The organism is Streptomyces sp. NPDC051822, from assembly GCF_044452745.1.
Classification (GTDB): domain Bacteria; phylum Actinomycetota; class Actinomycetes; order Streptomycetales; family Streptomycetaceae; genus Streptomyces.
Genome location: NZ_JBITBZ010000003.1, coordinates 385,165 through 402,232 on the forward strand (window position 1 = coordinate 385,165; position 17,068 = coordinate 402,232).

At 73.9% G+C, this 17,068-nt stretch carries 10 protein-coding genes; 5 read left to right on the top strand and 5 right to left on the bottom strand.

Annotated elements, in window-relative coordinates:
• The first annotated feature begins 58 nt into the window (after positions 1-58).
• Positions 59-1,042 (top strand): Dyp-type peroxidase, encoded by a 984-nt coding sequence (locus ACIA8N_RS12270; protein WP_365780160.1) that lies wholly within the window; start codon positions 59-61, stop codon positions 1,040-1,042.
• A 4-nt stretch (positions 1,043-1,046) separates the two neighbouring features.
• A complete protein-coding gene (locus ACIA8N_RS12275) occupies positions 1,047-1,889 on the top strand; it encodes a family 1 encapsulin nanocompartment shell protein (RefSeq protein WP_365780161.1) in 843 nt (280 codons plus the stop codon).
• A gap of 6 nt (positions 1,890-1,895) precedes the next feature.
• On the opposite strand, the gene ACIA8N_RS12280 is transcribed toward ACIA8N_RS12275, so the two are convergent.
• On the bottom strand, positions 1,896-3,131 hold the full coding sequence (locus ACIA8N_RS12280) for a serine hydrolase domain-containing protein (protein WP_365780162.1): 1,236 nt from the start codon (positions 3,129-3,131) through the stop codon (positions 1,896-1,898).
• A 136-nt stretch (positions 3,132-3,267) separates the two neighbouring features.
• Between ACIA8N_RS12280 and ACIA8N_RS12285 the strand changes: the two genes are divergently transcribed.
• Positions 3,268-3,987, top strand: a complete 720-nt coding sequence (locus ACIA8N_RS12285; RefSeq protein WP_365780163.1) for a 1,4-alpha-glucan branching protein — start codon at positions 3,268-3,270, stop codon at positions 3,985-3,987.
• Positions 3,988-4,014: 27 nt separating this feature from the next.
• Here ACIA8N_RS12285 and ACIA8N_RS12290 read toward each other — a convergent pair whose 3' ends face one another.
• From ACIA8N_RS12290 to ACIA8N_RS12300, 3 genes are all read right to left on the bottom strand, one after another.
• Positions 4,015-5,094 carry a serine protease gene (locus tag ACIA8N_RS12290; RefSeq protein WP_365780165.1) on the bottom strand — a complete coding sequence of 360 codons (1,080 nt, stop codon included), beginning with the start codon at positions 5,092-5,094 and terminating at the stop codon, positions 4,015-4,017.
• A gap of 6 nt (positions 5,095-5,100) precedes the next feature.
• Positions 5,101-10,446, bottom strand: a complete 5,346-nt coding sequence (locus ACIA8N_RS12295; protein WP_365780166.1) for a trypsin-like peptidase domain-containing protein — start codon at positions 10,444-10,446, stop codon at positions 5,101-5,103.
• A gap of 172 nt (positions 10,447-10,618) precedes the next feature.
• Positions 10,619-11,506, bottom strand: coding sequence for a DNA/RNA non-specific endonuclease (locus ACIA8N_RS12300; RefSeq protein WP_365780167.1), 888 nt, complete (start codon positions 11,504-11,506; stop codon positions 10,619-10,621).
• 117 nt (positions 11,507-11,623) lie between these two features.
• Here ACIA8N_RS12300 and ACIA8N_RS12305 point away from each other — a divergent pair, with 117 nt between their 5' ends.
• Together ACIA8N_RS12305 and rox are read left to right on the top strand one after the other, a co-directional pair.
• Positions 11,624-12,433 (top strand): caspase family protein, encoded by an 810-nt coding sequence (locus tag ACIA8N_RS12305; RefSeq protein WP_365780168.1) that lies wholly within the window; start codon positions 11,624-11,626, stop codon positions 12,431-12,433.
• 176 nt (positions 12,434-12,609) lie between these two features.
• A complete protein-coding gene (rox, locus tag ACIA8N_RS12310; RefSeq protein WP_365780170.1) occupies positions 12,610-14,037 on the top strand; it encodes a rifampin monooxygenase in 1,428 nt (475 codons plus the stop codon).
• Positions 14,038-14,115: 78 nt separating this feature from the next.
• Here rox and ACIA8N_RS12315 read toward each other — a convergent pair whose 3' ends face one another.
• Positions 14,116-17,013, bottom strand: coding sequence for a LuxR family transcriptional regulator (locus tag ACIA8N_RS12315; protein ID WP_365780171.1), 2,898 nt, complete (start codon positions 17,011-17,013; stop codon positions 14,116-14,118).
• Positions 17,014-17,068: the final 55 nt, after the last annotated feature.

Here is a 17,068-nt window from a genome sequence, read left to right on the forward strand (position 1 = left end):
CTAGGCTGGCGCTGTCCTTTTCGCGCTTTCTATCCGTAAAGGTTCTCGCGGGAGTCCCATGGTCGTCGTCCAGCCCGTCGTCGTGCCCCCCGAGCGGGCGGCCCTCTTTCTGGTGGCCACCGTCAACCCCGGCGGTGAGGCCACGGTGGCGGAGGCCCTCCAGGAGCTGACGGGGCTGACCCGGTCGGTGTCCTTCCGCTACCCCGACGACGGGCTCAGCTGCGTCGTCGGCATCGGCTCCGAGGGCTGGGACCGGCTCGTCGGCGGCCCGCGCCCCCGCGAACTCCACCCCTTCCCTGCCCTGCGAGGGCCCCGCCACCGCGCCCCGGCGACCCCCGGTGACCTGCTCTTCCACCTGCGCGCCCGCCGTATGGACCTCTGCTTCGAGCTGGGCCGGCTGATCGTGGAACAGCTCGCGGGCGCGGTGACCGTCGTCGACGAGGTGCACGGCTTCGCGTACTTCGACGAGCGCGACCTCCTCGGCTTCGTCGACGGCAGCGAGAACCCGGCGGGCCAGGTGGCCTCCGAGGCGGTCCACGTCGGCGACGAGGACCCCCCGTTCCGCGGCGGCAGCTACGTCGTCGTGCAGAAGTACCTCCACGACATGGCGGCCTGGGACGCGCTCACCGTCGAGCAGCAGGAGCACGTCATCGGGCGGGCCAAGGCGTCCAACGTCGAGATGTCCGACGACGTCCAGCCGGCGGACTCGCACGTCGCACTGACCACCGTCGTCGACGAGGACGGTGTCCAGCGGCAGATCCTCCGCGCGAACATGCCGTTCGGGCGGGTGGGCAGCGGAGAGATCGGCACGTACTTCATCGGCTACGCGCGCACCCCGGCCGTGACCGAGCTCATGCTGCGCAACATGTTCCTGGGGGACCCGCCGGGCAACACCGACCGCATCCTCGACTTCTCCCGGGCCGTCACCGGCGGCCTCTTCTTCGTGCCGACCGCCGACTTCCTCGACGACCCGCCCACCGCGCCGCCGCCCGCCGCCGGCCGGGGGGACTCCCTGGGCATCGGCGGCCTGAAAGGAGCCTGATTCCATGACGACCCCCGACGCCCCGAGCGATCCGTACCGCGGCACCGACACGAACAACCTGCACCGCGAACTCGCCCCGATCACCCCGGCGGCCTGGGCCGAGATCGAGGAGGAGGCCCGCCGCACGTTCCGGCGCAACGTCGCGGGCCGCCGCGTCGTCGACGTCCCCGACCCGGTGGGACCGGAACTCGCCGCCGTCGGTACGGGCCACCTCACCGACATGAGCCCGCCCGCCCCCGGGGTCTCGGCCCGACTGCGCGAGGCCACACCCCTGGTCGAACTCCGGGTGCCGTTCACCGTGGACCGGGCCGCCGTCGACGACGTCGAGCGGGGCGCGAAGGACTCCGACTGGCAGCCGGTGAAGGACGCGGCACGCGCCATGGCCTTCGTCGAGGACCGGACGATCTTCGACGGGTACGGGGCGGCGGGCGTCGACGGGCTGCGCGCCCGGTCCTCGAACCCGGTGGTCCGGCTGCCCGCCGAACCGCGCGACTACCCCGACGCGGTCAGCAGGGCGCTGACCTCCCTGCGGCTCGCGGGCGTCGACGGCCCGTACGCGCTGCTCCTCGGAGCCGAGGAGTACCGGGCGGTCAGCGAGACCTCCGACCACGGGTACCCGATCGCGGCGCACCTCGGGCGCATGCTCGACGGCTCCCCGATCTGGGCGCCCGCGCTGAGCGGCGGCTTCGTCCTGTCCACCCGTGGCGGCGACTTCGAGCTGCGCCTCGGCCAGGACCTGGCGATCGGCTACACGTCACACGACGCGACCAGCGTGCAGCTGTACTTCCAGGAGACCCTGACCTTCCGTACGTACACGGACGAGGCCGTCGTCGTACTGGAGGCCTGACCGGAGTCAGTTCGCGCCGGGGCTCGTCGCGGGCGGCGGGGCGGGGATGTCGTAGACGTGGTCCGGGGTCACGATGCGCGTGATGGCCCGGCCGAAGTGGGTGCTGGGCGCGCTGTTCTCGTGGACGATGTCCGTGTTGAGCAGCACCACCAGGGTGGCCTCGGCCTCCGGCAGGTAGATCGTCAGGGACTGGTAGCCCGGCAGGGAGCCGTTGTGGCCGATCCAGCCCTGGATGTTGAAGAGCCCCAGGCCGTAGCCGCTGCCGGGGGCGCCCGACGGGTAGACCTTGAGGCGTTCGGCCTGGGTCTCCGGGGTCAGCAGGGTGCCGGTGGCGAGCACCCGGGCCCAGGTGCGCATGTCCCGGAGGTCGGAGATCATCGCGCCGGCGGCCCAGCCCCAGGAGGGGTTCCAGTTCGTGGCGTCCTCGACGCCGCCCGACGCGGTCTGGTCGGTGTAGCCGTGGGCGTGCGGGCTCGGGAAGGAGGCGTCGGTAGGGAAGAGGGTGTGCCGCAGGCCCGCGGGCTCGACCACGTTCTTCTGGACGAACTCGTCCAGCGGCATGCCGCCGGCCTTCTCCACGACGAGCCCGAGCAGGATCGTGTTCGTGTTGCAGTAGTCGAACCTGGACCCCGGCGGGAACTGCACCGGGTGGCTGAACGCGTAGTCGAGCAGCTCCTGAGGGGTGAACTGCCGGTCGGGGTCGGACGTGAGGGCCTCGTAGAAGTCCTCGTCCGCCGAGTAGTTGAACAGGCCGCTGCGCATGGCGGCGAGGTCGCGCAGGGTGATCTTGTCGCCGTTCGGAACGTCGTCGACGTACTGGGAGATCGGGTCGTCGAGTTCCACCTTGCCCTGGTCGACGAGTTCGAGCAGGGCCGTCACCGTGAAGGTCTTGGTCTCGCTGCCGATCCGCATGTACAGGCCGGGGTTCATGGGCCGGCCCGTGGCCTTGTCGGCGACGCCGAAGGAGCGGATGTACGTGCCCTTGTCGGGCGCCGAGAGGGCGACCGTGACTCCGGGGACGCCCGCCTCCTTCATCACGTCCTTGATCGCCTTGTCCAGGCGGGCGGCGACGGCCGGGGTCAGCTCGGGGAAGTCGGCCTGCGCCGGGGCCGCCGCCAAGTACGGTGCCGGGAAAGGCGGTTCGGCGGCGAACCCGGCGCCCGCGCCCAACGGGGCCGCGCTGATGACGAGAGCGGCCAGGGCCGCGCGGACACGTCGGTTCCGTGTGTGCCGGTTGATCACGGCGGGCCTCCTGCCGGCCGGCGGACAACACTCCGTCTTCAGGCTAGGCCGGGCGGCACCGGCTCGCACGGTGGCCCGAGGGACGGTCTGTTACGTTGCCGGGGCCCGGACCACGGACGAGAGGGAGACCCGCGCGATGGCCGTCATCCACCACACGCCCATGAAGCCCACCAAGCTGGAGCTGATCGCGGAGTGGCTTCCCACGCGGGAGTGGTCCTCCGGCGCGGAGGCCGCGCCGGAGAAGGCCGGGGGCTTCCGGCTCGACGACCCGGCGGGCGAGGTCGGCATCGAGTTCATGGCGGTGGCCGACGGCGAGGGCGACGAGGCCGTCACGTACCTCGTCCCCATGACGTACCGCTCCGGTCCGGTAGAAGGGGCGGGGAACGCCCTCATCGGGACCATGGAGCACAGCGTCCTCGGCAAGCGCTGGGTCCACGACGGCGCCCATGACCCCGTGCTGATCGCCCAGTTGTACGCGTTCCTCACCGGTCGCGCCCAGGCGCAGTCCCAGTCCCTGACCGACACCCCCGACCCCACCGTCGTCGTCTCGCCCCTCGCGGCGGGCGGCGCGGCCGACGTGGACCTGGTGCGGGTCACGGAAGGCCCCGACCACACCGACGTGGTGGTACGGACGCCCGGCGGGGCCGCCCCGCTGACGCTGCGGCTGCAGCGCGTCCTGCGTGCCGGAACGGACCGGGCCGCGGGCGGCGCGAACGAGGACACGAACCAGGACGCGGACCAGGTCTCCGGTCAGGTCGACGGCCGGATCGTCGGGCAGGTCACCGGAGAGTGGCGGCTCCCCGACGGAACCACCGCCCGCGGCGTGTACGTCGTCGCCTTCACCGACCACGGATAGCCCTTCGCCCGTCCGAGAGGTCCCGCTCTAGACCCAGTTGACTCCCGCCGCCGCGAGCAGCGGGTCGTCGACCAGCTCCCAGAGCGGGACGGCGAAGTTGCCCGTGCGGTAGCGGCCGCCGAAGTGGAGGCCGAGGACGCGGTGGTCGGTGAGGTCGAAGACCGGCGAGCCGCTGTTGCCGCCGAGCGTCGAGCAGTCGTGCTTCATCACCAGACCGCCCGGGGTGAACTCGGTCGCCGCCCCCGGCTGGAGCCGCTTCACGTTGTAGACGTCCATGAAGATCCGGCGCATCGACTCGGGTTCGTTGCGCCGGCCGTCCCAGGCCGGATACCCGACCACGTACACCGGGCGGCCGGGAACGCTCGCGGGCGCGTCCGCCGCGACCGCCAGCGGGGTGGGCAGGCCGCCGTCCGCCGAGGGCTCGACCCGCAGCAGGGCCATGTCGACGTCCGGGTGGATGCCGATGATCTCCGTGACCTCGTACGGGACGGAGGCCCCCGGCGGATCGCCGTCGACCGGCAGCTCCTCCGCCGGGTCGACCCGCGCCGACATCCCGTACTCGAAGGTCCAGTCGACGCCCTCGCCCTGGAGACGGCTGAACTCCACCGCCACATGACGGTTCGTCATCACGACGCCGGGCCCGACGACGAAGGCCGTGCCGACCCAGTCGAGACGCGGGTGGCCGGTGACCTCGACCCGGCCGACCCGCGCCAAGGACTCACGGATCGCCACCCGTTGGGAGTCCAGGACCGCCCACTCGTCGCGCTGCGGGGCGAAGTCCTGGCGCTGGACCAGGATCGCGGGACGGCCCTCCAGGAGGACGATCGCCTCCACGCCGAAGCTCTCGTCCCCGTCGAGCTCGTCCTCCCGGTGCGCGGCCAGCTTCTCCAGACCGCTGACACCGGCCTCCAGGACACGGGCCCGCTCCTCGCGGGCGAAGCGCGAGATCTCGGCCGCCGGGGCCGCGTCGGCAGGCAGCTCGAAGGTGGACTCGGCGATCTCCGCCTCCAGGTCCCCCCGCACCCGCGCGGCGACCTCCCGCAGATCCCCGAAGATCCGCTCCGTCGCGGTCGCGACCGGCGACACGCTCCCTGGTCCGTTCGGCATGGTCACTCACCTCGGCCTTCCGTTCGTCACGTTCCCCGGGGCGGGCCGCCCCGACTGGGCCGCCATGATCTCCCCGTACAACTCCGGCCTGAACTCACTGAGATGGGCCAGGATGCCGCTCATCTGCGTCCCGACGTTCACGAACCTGGTCCTGGCACCCTGGAACTCGACCTCGTCCACCTTCCGTGTCCCGCGGTGCAGCCCCACCACCGTCCAGTCGTCGAGGCAGACCGGTGAGCCGGACGAGCCGCCGCGGGTGTCGGTGAAGTACAGGAGGTCGTGCTCGTCCGCCCGGTAGACCAGGTTGTTGCGCAGCGCGACCCGCTTCGGCAGGCCTCCCGGGTGCTGGATGATGTTGACGGGAACGCGCTGCCGTTCCCGGACGAGGAGCGGCCGGGTGGAGACCCGGAGCGTCGGGCGCCGCTCCTGGTCGGAGGAGAGCCGCACTATGGCGTAGTCGAGCGTCGCGTCCCAGGCGGCGAGTTCACCGGCCGTCGCCTCCGGCGCGGCCGCCGTGTTCTCGACGAAGTCGAAGCGGGAACGGGACATGCGCGCCTGCAGCATCAGGTCCTCGTCGCTCACGTACGGCCGGACGCCCGACTCCCACGAACGGGCCATCACCACATGGTGGTTGGTGATCAGCAGGCCGGGAGCGATCATCCAGCCCGTGCCGCCGTGCGGATAGGACGGCAGCAGCGGGGCGCCCGACTCGTACGGCGGGATCCTCAGCAGGGCGACCGAGGACCCGGCCCGGATGCCGCCGTGCAGGAACTCGTACGGCACGGTGTCGTCCTGGAGGATGACCTCCTCCTTCATCTCCCCGGGCATCATGTCCGCGGGCAGCTCCGCCTCGCCCGTGATCGCGCGGGCCACGGTGTCGAGGGCGCCCTGCAGGACGGCGCGCGGGCCCGGTTCACGGGTCAGTTCGATCGCGTTGTGCAGCCAGATCTCCAGCGGCACCAGACCGTCGATCAGCCGCTCGACCTGGTTCATCGCGTTGAGGTCGGCGTGCACCTGCTCCCGGGGGTCGTCCAGCGCTTCGAGCGTGGACGTGAAGTGCCCGGGGACGCCGTCGAGCAGGGCGGGGCGCAGGGACCGGTCCGCGAGACCGGCCTCCATGGCGGCGTTGCGGAGCCTGACGAGCTCGGGCTGCGGCAGGAACGGCTCCTTGCGGAGCGCGGCCCCTGCGGCGGTCGGCGGCGGGCGCGTCCACAGCCCCGTACCGCCGTGGCGGGGGCGGGGGCCCGCCCAGACGTCGGGCTCCCCGCTCCCGGGCGCGCGAGCGCGCGACGACGCGCCACGTGCGGCTCCGGCCAGGCGTGCCGCGCCGCGCGGCAGCGGGCCCGCGTCCATCGCGGAGGCGACCCCGAGCAGCAGGTCGCCGCTGCCGTCCCGGAGCGTCAGCGCCTGCCGCGCGACGCTGTCCAGGGTGCCGCGCCGCCGTGCCTCCCGCAGGTCCCGCTCGATCCGGGCACGGTCGAGACGGTCGTCCCCGGGGTACGGCTCACCGGCCGCCGCCTCCAGGATGCGGGCCAGCGGCCCGCGGAGCCCCGGCTCGTCGCCGAGGGTGGTGTCGATCCAGTGGGCCAGCTCCGTCACCACCGCCTCCTCGTCCGCCGGCAGCCCCACGAGCCGCAGCGTGTGCTCCAGGAGCCGGGGGTCCGCCGGGCAGGCCGCGGCCGCCGCCGTACGGGCGAGGGACGGCTGCCTGGCCAGGTCGGCGTCCGGCATGCCGCGCAGCGTCCGGGCGAGCCGCTCCCGCGCCGGAGCGGCGTCGACGTCCGCGAGCGACGCGAGCCGCGAGCGGGCGACGAGCACGCCCAGGGACTCGTACCGCAGTCCGAGGCCCGCCGCGATCTCCTCCGCCTCCTGGAGGTCCCGGTCCGCGTCCGCGAAGGCCCCCTCGTCCTGCGCGAGCCGCGCCGACAACTGCAGCAGTTCGAGCTGGGTCTCCGCGCAGCCCGCCTCCGCCGCCCCGTCCACGGCCCGCCCGGCGCTCGCGCGCGCCTCCGCCGTCCGGCCGGACCGGGCGAGGGTCTCGGCGAGCAGCGCGTGGAGCCGGCTGCACGGCGTCCACGGGCGCCGCTCCGCGAGGCGCTGCGCCGCGGCCTCCACGTACCCCTGGGTGAGGAGGTCCTCGACCTCGCGTGCGGCGATCCGCTCCCAGTCCTCCTGGTCGGCCTCGGCCATGATCTGGTCGGGCACGTGGCCGCCGATCCTGCCGAGGAGGAACGCGGCCGGGCGGTGCGCCATCTCCAGGTGCGTCTGCCCGCCCAGGTAGGCGTCGACCCCCGGTTCCCAACGGGCCTCCACCGTACGGGGGTTCTCCCCGAGCCTGAGCCGGTGGTAGATCTCCTCGGCGCGGTTCCGGGTCCCCTCGCGGACCGAGTAGTACGCGACGGCGCTGCGGTCGACCGCCCGCATCAGATCGGTGCGCGCGCTGTCCGAGAGCCGCAGCATGATGGCGCGCAGATCGGCCCTGTGCCGGATGGCCTCGGGCCCCGCCGGCTCCATCAGGTCGACCCGTGAGGTGAGCAGCCCGTACAGCCGGCGGGCCTCGCCCGCGGAGTCGACGCGGAGCCCCGCGGGACCGGCGAGCACCTCCCTCACCAGGTCGGGGGTGATGAAGCGGAGGGCGAGGCCCGCCTGGACGAGGGCCCGGACGTCGTCCTCCGCGATGTGCTTGAGAATGCGGTCGTACAGCGTGCCCTGGATCAGCATCTGGTCGACCTGGCGGTCGAAGTACCGCCGCCGGGAGGGCAGTCCGCGCACGAGGGAGCCCAGCGAACGGGAGTCGGTGCCCAGGGCGACCGCCGTGCCGGCCGCCAGCCTCAGGCTCAGCGGATGACCGCCGATCCGGTCCGCGAGGTCCTCCGCGAGCGCCTCGTCGAGGACCCCGGACGACATCAGGAGGTCCACGGACGCCTCGTGGTCCAGCTCGGTCAGCTCCCTGGTGCGCGGCGCGAGGACCCGGGCGGGGTGGTCGATCGGCGCCCGACCGGAGACGATGAACCGCAGCCGCGAGTACGCCGCCCGCAGCGCCGTCCAGATGGCCCACATCCGGCCGAGGACGGGGGAGCCCCGGTACTGGGCCTCCTCGAAGGAGTCGATCACGACGAGCAGCGGGGGTGCCTGCCCGTCGGGCGCGGGCCGGACGGCCTCGGCGACCAGGGACGCGACCCGGTGGGCGAGTTCCTGCTCGCGGGCGCTGGCGCGGGCGTGGAAGTCGGACGTGTAGTCGCGGGCGAGCGTGGCCCGGGTGCCGGCGAGGCGGTGGAGGTCGTCGAGTTCGTTGCGTTCGCCCCGCTGGGCCGCCGCCGTCCGCTCGCACTCGTCCGCGAGGGCCTCGAAGGCGGCCCGGTGACCGGCGTGGTGGACGGCGAGCTGCCGGGCCATCTCAGCGATGACGGTGGCGGGTTCGTGGACGGAGAGCGTGGGGCGCGCGAAGTCGATGTAGACGAAGGGGAATCCGGTGGGGGACGCGGCCAGTGCGTCGACGAGGAACTTGGCGAGCAGGGTGCTCTTGCCGATGCCGCCGACCCCGTGCAGGAGCACCGGGGGCTCCGCCGGCTCCTCGGGCAGCGCGAGATAGGCGTGCAGGTCGTCGAGTTCGGCGGTGCGGCCGTGGAAGGTCCCCTGGATCAGCCGGTGCAGCGGCTGGAGCAGCCGGGCCGCCTCCAGCCGGTGCTGGATCACGTCGACGGGAGGCAGCCCGGTGACGCCCGGTACCCGGCTCAGCCAGAGCACGGCCTGAAGGGTGTCGGACAGCTCCTCGACCTCGTCGCCCGCCGGCGGAGGAGCGCCGGGGGCGGGGGCGAGCGGGGGGCCGGTGCCGGAGAGCAGGGCGAGGGCCGTGTGCTCGGGGCCGGACCCCTCCGGGCGCAGGCCGATGTTGGCCCGCAGGGCGCTCAGCGCGGCACCGGGCCCGGCGAGCCCGGCGAGCGTCGCGTCGCGGACCTCGGGCTTGAGCGTCCACACCGGGGCGCCGGGGGAGGGCAGGGCGGTGCAGTCGTCGACGAGTTCGAGGACGGCGCGCCCGGTGGACCGTTCCTCGCCGGGCAGCCGGAGCAGCGCGGGGTCGAACTCCTGGAGCAGGCAGGCGGCCTCGCGGTAGGAGCGGCGCGGGTCGGGCAGCGCGGCGGCGGGAGCGGAGAGGGTCGCGCGCAGGGTGTCCCGCAGCAGCGGGGCCGTCTCCCCGGGCGGCGCCGGCGTCCGGGGCAGCGCCCGGTGGAGTCGTACGACGTCCTCCACCGCCGTGCACAGCCTGCGCATGTGACTGTCCCCGTCGGGCGGGGAGCCGACGGCGCGCAGCACCTCGCTCACGGCCGTCTCCGTCAGGTCGCGGACGGACTCCTCCCAGCCGGGGGCGGTGGTGTCGGCCGCGTCGGTGAAGAACTCCTCGAAGAAACGGCGGAGATCGTCGGCGCCGGCCGGACGGGCGGTGTCCCGGCACTCGTTCTTACGGATCTCGTACGGGAGTTGGCGCATGGTCGCGGCGTAGCCGAGCAGTACGAGCCGGGGCACGGTCTCGGCCCGTACCGGAGTGTGCTCGTAGATCGCCCGCGCAAGCACACCGATGGCGTCCCACACGTCGGCGTGCGGGTCGAGCCGGTCGCAGTCGTCGAGGACGAGCCAGAAGCGGTCCTCCGCGGCGGTGGCACGGGCGACGATCTTGTGGGCGGCGTCCTCGAGCGCGGGCAGTGGATCGTTCAACCGTGTGGGATTCAACGGAAATCCGTCGGCCTCCGGCCCCGCCACGAAGGCCGCGAGCCGCTCCATCAGGCGCGCCGCCGTCGACGTACGGGACAGGGTCACCCGGACCGGACGGAAGCCGAGGTGCTGGCCGAGGTGGCGGATGAGTTCGTACGTGTACGAGCGCCCGCTGTCCGGGGGACCGTCGACGATCAGGACCGTCTGCTCCGGGTCGGCGACGAAGCCCCTCAGCTTCTCGCGCAGCTCGGACCGGTCGAGGAACACCTCGGTGCCGTGCTTCAGGAGCTGACTGTCGAACGGGTCCCGCCGCGCACGCCGCAGCCCTTCGTCCTCGCGCAGCCGGGTGAGCAGGTTGCGGGCCTCCGCGCCCTGCTCGTAGCCGTGGGGGTCGTCGATGGCGGCCAGCGCGTCGAGACCGGCGAGGACGGCGAGCAGCCGTCGCTGATGGGCGATGTCCCGGCGGGCGGCCTCCACCACGAGGGCGGCGTTCCGTTCGGCGTCCGGGGTGAGCGGCAGGTCCTCGACGAAACCGGCCGGGAGACCGGCGCGCAGCAGCCGTTCGCGGGGGTCGGGGGTATCGAGGAGGTGGTCCCGCACCCAACGGGCTACGAGCCCCCACTCCGTCTCGGTGAGCGGCATTCCGCACCTGTCCGGCGCTCTCGGCGCAGCGCCGGTCGCTCCGGCGCCGGGACGTGACGGACCGGGTCAGAACAGCACCCGATCCCCTCCATCGTTTCACCGGCCCCAGGCGGCCGCAATCGCGAGCGGGCGCCTGCGGGAAGGGCCGGCGGCGGGGACGGGCCCTTCGGCCTCAGGGGTGCAGCACGATGTCCTCGAACGACTCCAGGCGCCGCCAGCGCTCGTCGGGCGCCCGCGTCGGAGGCATCACGTCCACGTCGGGCAGCGGCCCGAACTCCAGCTCGGTGATCTCCGCGACGTCCGCGACCGGCACCTGGTACGTACGGAACGGGCCCAGCGGCGGCGGCGCTCCGGCCGTCGCCCCCGCGAGCGCCCGTTCCGCGTCCCGGCTCAGGTCGGGACTCTGGTCCAGGACGTACCCGGCGGCGGCGAGCGCCCCGTCCTGGAGGAACGCGGCCACCTTCCAGAAGCGCATCGGCACCTGGATCCCCCGGTACGGAGGATCGGAGTCCTGGAGCACCGGACCCGTCAGCACCGTCAGCCTCCGGTCGAACGCGGCGGCGTGGTCGAGGAGGTAGTTCTCCAGGCCCTGCCAGATCTTCTTGCCCTGGTTGAAGACGTCCGCCTGGGGTGCGGCGTTGGTGAAGTGGAAGGTGTCCGCGTCGGCCGCGAGCGCCACGGCGGGGGACCCCCAGACCGGATCGAGCCTGCGCACCAGATGACCGCGGTCGAGACTGTTGTTCCGGTAGACGTCGTCACCCGCCTGCTGCTCCTCGGGCAGCCGGGGATCCAACCGCCAGACGTCGTTCCTCGGCACGTCCTCCCGCAGTTCCCGCCCCTCGACGCACACCGCCGTCGAGGCGGCGAGGCGCCGGTCGGGCCGGAAGACCACGGTGAAGTGGGTGTACGGCAGGATCACCGTCCCGACCGTCGGCCGGGCGGGCAGCGGCAGCGGGACGACCGGGCCGAGGAAGCTCTCGTCGTACCCGGTGCGGTCGGCGGGCGCGGCACGGCCGGCGCCGGCGCCGCCCGTGGGGAGCGGGGGATCGGAAGCGTTCATACGATGTAGGTACCGCGTGGAGAGGGCCGCGCTCGGCGCCGGACCACAGGCCACTCGATCAGACGCCCCGGTGTCCCCTCCGCTCCCGCCAGGAGGCACACCCGCCAGGAGGCACCCATGGCCACCGGACTCGCCCTGCACATCGGACTCAACCGGGTCGACCCCGCCCGCTACGAAGGCTGGGACGGCGCCCTGGTCGCCTGCGAGAACGACGCCCACGACATGGAGCGCCTCGCCCGCACCGCCGGATTCGAGAGCACCGTACTGCTCACCCCGGACGGCACCGTCGCCAATGTCACGGCCGTGCTCAGCGAGGCAGCCGCCCGGCTCGGCCCCGGCGACATCCTGCTCCTCAGCTACTCCGGCCACGGCGGCCAGCTGCCCGACGCCACCGGCTCCGGCGACGAGCCGGACGCCCTCGACGAGACCCTGGTCCTCTACGACCGCCAGTTCCTCGACGACGAGGTCAGGCGGACCTTCCGCGCCTTCGCCGACGACGTGCGGATCGTCGCCTTCTTCGACTGCTGCCACAGCGGCAGCAGCATCGAGGTCCCCGGCGGCGAGGCGGCCGGCGTCAGGGCCCGCTATCTGCCCGAGCCCCAGCAGCACCGGCTGTACGAGCGGGACCGGGACTTCTTCGACGAGCTGCGGCGGTCACTGGCGAAGGACGCGCCGACCGACGGCGCGGCCAGGGACGCACTCCTCGTGTCGGCCTGTCAGGACAACCAGTTCGCCGCCGACGGCGACGTCAACGGAGCTTTCACCGGTGCCTTGTTGCAGGTGTGGGAGGACGGCGCGTTCCGGGGCGGCTACCGCGACTTCCACCGGGCGATCCAGCGGCGGCTTCCCCCGACCCAGAGCCCGAACCTGTACGTGACCGGCGCACCGAGCGAGGAGTTCCTGAACCAGCGGCCGTTCACGGTCTGAGGCGGCGAAGGTCCTGGGAAAGACAAAAGGCAAGGAGGTAGACCGCTCCTTGCCACTCTCAAGGTATAGCGCACAGGGGGCCTTGCCGCAAGGCCCCCGTCGTGCTGCAGAATCTCCGCTCGTAGCCAGTGACTGTGGCTGTTCTTGCAAGGCAGTTCTTCGAACGGGGCGTATGAATGTTTGACGTGATCGTGGCCGGCGGCGGACCCACCGGCCTGATGCTGGCGGCGGAGCTGCGGCTGCACGACGTGGCCGTGCTCGTGCTCGAGAAGCGGGACGAGCCGACCGACGAGTCCCGCGGACAGGGCCTCCACGCCCGCAGCGTCGAGATGATGGACCAGCGCGGCATGCTCGACCGGTTCCTCGCGGTCAGCGAGAAGTTCCAGGTCGGCGGACTCTTCGGCGGCGTCATGAAGCCGTGGCCCGAGAGCCTGGACACCGCTCACCCGTACGGCGTCGCCGCCCCGCAGCCGGTCACCGAGCGGCTGCTCGGCGAGCACGCCCTCGAACTCGGCACCGAGATCCGGCGCGGCCACGAGGTCGTCGGGCTGCGCCAGGACGAGGACGGCGTCACCGTCCAGCTCGCGGACGGCACGGAGCTGCGCTCCCGCTACCTCGTCGGATGCGACGGCGGCCGCAGCGCGGTGCGCAAGCTGATCGGAGTCGACTTCTCCGGCGAGCCCGCCACCGTCGAGACGCTCCTCGGCGACATGGAGGTGACCGCGGACCCGGAGACGATCGCCGCCGCCGTGGAGGAGGTCCGCAAGACCCAGCTGCGGTTCGGCGTCACCCCCGGGGAGAACGGGGTCTGCCGGATCGTCGTACCCGCCGACGGGGTGGCCGAGGACCGTGCGGCGCCGACCCTCGACGAGTTCAGGAAGCAGCTCCGGGCCTTCGCCGGCACCGACTTCGGTGTGCACTCGCCGCGCTGGCTCTCCCGGTTCGGCGATGCCACCCGGCAGGCCGAGCGTTACCGCGTCGGCCGGGTGTTCCTCGCGGGCGACGCCGCGCACATCCACCCGCCGACCGGCGGACAGGGCCTCAACCTCGGCATCCAGGACGCCTTCAACCTCGGCTGGAAGCTGGCCGCCGAGGTGGCGGGCTGGGCGCCCGAGGGGCTGCTCGACACGTACGAGGCCGAACGGCACCCGGCGGGCAGGCGCGTGGTGGAGAACACCCGCGCGCAGATGACGCTGCTCGGAACGGACGCGGGTGCGACCGCGCTGCGCGAGCTGTTCTCGAAGCTGATGGACTTCGAGGAGGTCAACCGGTACGTGACGGCGATGATCACCGCCGTCGACGTCCGCTACGACCTGGGCGAGGGCCACGAGCTGCTCGGCCTGCGGATGCGGGACGTCGTACTGAAGCGGGGGCGGCTCTACGAGCTGATGCGCGGCGGCCGGGGCCTGCTGCTCGACCAGACCGGCCGGCTCTCGGTCGAGGGCTGGGCGGACCGGGTCGACCACGTCGTCGACGTCAGCGAGGAACTGGACGTGCCCGCGGTGCTGTTGCGCCCGGACGGCCACGTCGTGTGGGTCGGCGGGGACCAGCGGGAGCTGCTCGGCCGGCTCGGCGAGTGGTTCGGCGCGGCCACCACCGGCTGAGCGGGGCACGGTGGCTCCTGCGGCGCGCGTACGAGCCACCGGCGCCGCCACTGGCACCGCCACTGGCACCGCCGCCGGCTACGGCCTGAGGGCCGTCGCCAGCTGGGCCCGGGAACGGACGTCGAGCTTCTGGTAGATCCGGGTCAGCCGCGCCTCGACCGTCTTCACGCTCAGGTACAGCTTCGCCGCGGCCTCCTGGTTGCTGGCACCCTGGCCCACGAGGCGGGCGAGGCGCAGCTCCGCCTCCGTCAGCGCGGAGAGCGCGGGCGGCGCCTCCTCGCCCCCCGAGCCGCCCCCGGCGCTCTCGCCCGCGGCGCCCGCCGGGGTCTCGCTCGCCAGGGCCAGCCAGGGGGCCGCCCCGGCCCGTTCGAACACCGCGGCCGCCGCGTGCAGGGCGCCCTGCGCCGCCGACCTGCGCCGTCTGCGGCGCTCCACCCGGGCGAGCGCGATCAGTGCCCGGCCCCGCTCCAGGGGAAGCCCGGCACACCCGAAGGCCTCGGCCGTGACGGTGAGAAGCTCCGCGGCCTCGTCCGTCCGTCCCTCCGCCGCGAGCCACAGGGCGTACGCCCGGTCGCAGCCGAGCAGGACCGTGGACCGTCCGAGCCGGGACGCCACCGGCCGTACCTCGTCCAGGAGGGCCAGGGCCTCGGCGCCCGCGTCATGGGCGATCAGGGCCTCGGCCAGCTCCTCGTGCCAGCGCAGCATCGACGGGTCCACGGTCGACTGGGCGCGTTCGTCGGCCTGGACCCGCCGCAGCGTCTCCAGGGCCGCGGCGACGTCCCCGTTGATGAGCTGGACCCGGCCGAGCGCGTACCGGCTGCGGGAGAGGAAGACCCGGTCGCCCTCCTCCTCCGAGGCCTGGACGCTGCGCCGGGCGTAGCTCGCCGCCCGTGCGAAGCTGCCGCCGGCCGTCTCCGCCAGCGCGAGCGCGTACCAGGCGGGGCCGGGGGAGAGGCCCGCCTCCAGAGTGAGCGCGAGGGACTGCCCGGCGTGCGCGAGCGCCGCCCCGCAGGGCCCGATCCGCGCCTCGATCTGGGCGAGGGTGCCGTAGAGCTCGATGGCGTCCTCGACGGAGCCGCGCCGCTGGACCAGGGGCAGCAGTGCGTTGACGTCGTCGCGGGCGTCAGTGAGCCGGTCGTCGAACAGGGCGTGACGGATCGTCAGGATCTGAGCCGCGTTGCGGATCCCGAGCGGGCGCTCGGCCCGTTCGAGGGCGCGGGCCTGCGCGAGCACGGCCTCCGCGTCCGGCGATCCGAGGGCGCGTTCCATCCGCGCCTGTACGGTCAGGGCCTGCGCCGCCGTGCGCGGGTCGCCCATGGACGCGGCGAGCGCCGCCGATTCGACGGCCGCCGTGCGCGAGCGTTCCGGGTCGCCGTCCGCGAGCACGTACTTGACGGCGAGCCGGAGCTGGACGGCCGCGCGCAGGGCGGTGTCCCCCTCCGAGTCCTCCATGGCGTGGACGTACATCTCGTCGAGCCCGGTCAGTCCCTGGCCCGCGGTGTCGAGCACGGCGAGCCGGGCCCTGACCCGGTCGGCGGGTGCCGCGTCCCGGGCGAGCAGATCGGTGGCGGCCCGCATGGCGAGGTCGGCGCGGGCGGCGCGGGCGGCCTCCTCCGCGGCGTCGACGAGCCGCGCGATGCGCCGCGTGCCATGCCGTCCCGGAGTCGACTCGGCGGCCAGCAGGGCGAGTTCGGCAGCGAGCGCGCTGTTGCCGCGTCGCCGGGCCAGATCGGCGGCGGCCGCGACCTCGGCGGCGAGGTCCTCGTCCGGGCTGTCGGTGGCGAGCGCCCGGTGGCGTACCGCCTCCACGGGGTCGTCCACGACCTCCGCGAGCGCCGCGTGCCCGGCACTGCGCTCGGCCCAACAGGCGTCGTGCACGAGCGTGGAGGGCAGCAGCCCGGCGGTGAAGGTCACGGACCCGTCCTCGGCGAGCGACACGAGGCCCGCCCGCTCCGCCGCCGCGAGGTCCGCCTCGGCGTTGGGCCGCCCGGCCCGTCGCACCAGGGTCGACGACGGGCGCAGCGCGAGCGCGGCGAGCAGCAGCGTCGCGCGGACGGCGAGCGGCGCGGCACCCAGGAGCTGGCGGGCGAGGTCACGGGCGCGCCCGGAGAGGGTCAGCGCCTCCGCGTGGTGCACGGGGGTCCGCGCGTCCGCGAGCGAGCGGCCCACGGCGAGCGCGAGCCGCGGATTGCCGCCGCTGGCGCGGTGGATGCGGCCGGCCATCCGGGAGGGGAGCCGGTGGTGGATGAGGAGTTCGGCGATCTCGTCGGCGTGCAGCGGGGGCACGAGCAGCACGTCAGCCTCGGACGGCACCCAGAGATGGGCGGCGTGCGGGTCCTCGGGACGGTGGTGCTCCCGGTCGGGCTCCTTGGCCTCTCCGTACGGCTCCGGCGTCTCGACGGCCACCACCCGCAGCGCGGGCGGTGCGAGGTGGAGGGCGAACCGCAGCAGGTCCGCGCTGTCCGCGTCGACGTGCTGGACGCCGTCGACGACGAGGAGGACCGGTCCCCGGCAGGTCAGGGTGCGCAGGATCTGCGCGATGCCGAGCCGGAGCGCGATGGGGTCCCACCCGCCCGCGTCGATCGGCGCCTCGCGGCAGAGCATGGCGACGGCGGTGCGCTGGGGGCCGGGCAGCTCGTCGAAGACCCAGGAGGTCTCGGGCCGGTCGGCGCCGAGTCCCGGCCAGGTCGCCGTCGTCGCCACCGAGGCCACGAGCGCGGCCGCGGCCGCTCCCGGTATCTCGCGGTCGGACGGCAGGGTCGCCAGCCACAGGACGGTCTCGCCGCGTGCTTCGGCACGGGCCGCGGCGGCCAGCGCGACCTCGGTCTTGCCGACGCCGGCGGGTCCGGTGAGCAGGGCGCGGCCCCGGATGTGCAGCGCGCGCTCCAGCCGGGCGAGGAGTTCGTCGCGCCCCACCGGCGCCGGGGATGCCCCCGCGCCCGCAGGGCGCAGAGCGACGTACGGAGCTGTCGTCACTGTCCACCCACCTCCGCCGCTCCGGGCCCCGGCCCAAGAGCCCCGTGGGCAGAGA

Coding starts and splice junctions, on each gene's coding strand:
- ACIA8N_RS12270 (WP_365780160.1), top strand. CDS start 59: ATGGTCGTCGTCCAGCCCGTCGTCGTGCCCCCCGAGCGGGCGGCCCTC.
- ACIA8N_RS12275 (WP_365780161.1), top strand. CDS start 1,047: ATGACGACCCCCGACGCCCCGAGCGATCCGTACCGCGGCACCGACACG.
- ACIA8N_RS12285 (WP_365780163.1), top strand. CDS start 3,268: ATGGCCGTCATCCACCACACGCCCATGAAGCCCACCAAGCTGGAGCTG.
- ACIA8N_RS12290 (WP_365780165.1), bottom strand. CDS start 5,094: ATGCCGAACGGACCAGGGAGCGTGTCGCCGGTCGCGACCGCGACGGAG.
- ACIA8N_RS12295 (WP_365780166.1), bottom strand. CDS start 10,446: ATGCCGCTCACCGAGACGGAGTGGGGGCTCGTAGCCCGTTGGGTGCGG.
- ACIA8N_RS12300 (WP_365780167.1), bottom strand. CDS start 11,506: ATGAACGCTTCCGATCCCCCGCTCCCCACGGGCGGCGCCGGCGCCGGC.
- ACIA8N_RS12305 (WP_365780168.1), top strand. CDS start 11,624: ATGGCCACCGGACTCGCCCTGCACATCGGACTCAACCGGGTCGACCCC.
- rox (WP_365780170.1), top strand. CDS start 12,610: ATGTTTGACGTGATCGTGGCCGGCGGCGGACCCACCGGCCTGATGCTG.